2 protein-coding genes are annotated in these 1,658 nt (G+C 63.9%); both read right to left on the bottom strand.

The window, feature by feature from the left end; translation table 11 throughout:
• Positions 1-78 precede the first annotated feature (78 nt).
• Positions 79-798: a hypothetical protein gene (locus tag I71_RS25725; protein ID WP_042700586.1), complete on the bottom strand. Its 720-nt coding sequence runs from the start codon at positions 796-798 to the stop codon at positions 79-81.
• Positions 799-890: 92 nt separating this feature from the next.
• Positions 891-1,658 (bottom strand): ABC transporter permease (locus I71_RS25720; protein WP_042700582.1); only part of this gene is annotated, 768 nt, incomplete at its 5' end.

Here is a 1,658-nt window from a genome sequence, read left to right as displayed (position 1 = left end):
GGTCGATGGCGCTCAGCTGCTCTATAGCGGCCGGCAGATTGCCTTCGGCCAGCAGTGCCTGGGCCTGTTCGGCGATCGTCACCGGCCTGATCGCTTCGGTTCGACCGCGACCGGCGTCCAGCCCGTGACGTTGGACAGCCATTTGATCGGCGTCGGCCGGGGATCGCTGCGGCCGGCAGCCTCGGTGACCGCCGCGAAGTCCTGCCGGAGCTGGCTTTCCACCGGAATGCCGTTTGCGGCATAAGCCTCCACCGCAGCCAGCAGCGGATCCAACTCCTCCATCTTGCCGCCCAGGGCGCGGACGGCCTTCAGCTCGGCATCGAAGGGAACGGGCCGGCGCAAGGTCGCGCGCAGCTGCAGAAGCGCGACCATCCGGATTCTGGCATCCGCATTGGCGAGCACCGCATTGGCCGACAGGCCCTGTTCGCTCGTCCTGACAAGCGTCGCCGTCAGATCGCTGACCTTGCGGTCCAACTCGGCCACGGAACGGGCCAGACGGCCGGTTTCGACCTCCTGCCGCGCCTGCCATTCCAGCCCGGCCGGCTGAAGCCGGAAAAGCCGGTAGAGCGGCGGCGACCAGTAGGGGGCGGACAGCGTGGCGGCAAGAGCCGCGATGGACAGGACCAGCGGCAGGGACGAGGGTCGCACGTCCGAAGCCGGCGCCTTCAACGGCGGCAGGCCTGGCGGCGGCGAGGGAGGACTCGCCTGAACGCCGGATTGCCAGGGGTCCGTTTGGCCTCCTGCTGCCTTGGCATCCTGCGCCGCAGCCCGCTGCTCGATGTCCGCATCCGTGATCATGATCCGCTTCCCCGTTTCACGGCGTCCATTCGCCGCAATGTTACCCCAAATGAGTTCCCGCGCTATCGGGAAATATCCGAAGGGCAGATGTATCAGAGTGTCAGAATTGAAATGATGGCGTGGACCAGAAGGGTCAGAGTCACCCCGACAATGATCGAACGCGCGATCGCGGCGTTTATTTCAAGAACCGATTCTTTCTTTCCGCAGCCGATAACAATCGCTGCGCCGCCGGCAAGCAGCGAACTCAGCGCCACCTTCAGAAGAACCCAAACCATGCTGAAGGCCGGATGCACGCCGTCGGGCAGAAGCTTGCGGAAGAAATGGCTGCGCCACAGCTCGAAACTCTGCATCGGGAACTGGACGTGCCAGGTCTGCATCGATGCCCAGCTCGCCATTCCCAGCGAGATGACCAGCAGCATCAGCGATCCCACCACCATGTTGATGAGGATGGCTGAAAAGATGTAGCCGCGCGCCGTGATGCGCAGATTCTGCATGGCGCTGAACTGCGACGACAGGACCCTGTTTCCGATGTCGGCGGCGATGATGGCGTTGTTGCGCGCCACGAACAGGATGCTGCTGATCAGCGGAACCGCCACGGTGCCCTGGACCAGCCCCAGCCCGACCAGCGTCTCGTCGTGCAGAAGGGATTTCAGATAGCCGCCGAAGGAGTTGTAGTGGAAACCGAACCACATCGACACGAAACCCATGATCAGGGCGCCGGCTCCCATATAGATCAGCATGAGAGGCGAGACGCACAGCTCCCAGAAATATTCGGCGAGATACCGCAGGAACCAGTGGAAGCGGGAGCGGTGGCCGACATCCTGTCCGCCAGTCCCGGCCCTTGCGGTGGCTGCCTGGGA

It is taken from the genome of Azospirillum sp. B506, from assembly GCF_000333595.1.
GTDB lineage: Bacteria > Pseudomonadota > Alphaproteobacteria > Azospirillales > Azospirillaceae > Azospirillum.
This window is presented reverse-complemented; position numbering and strand designations above follow the sequence as displayed.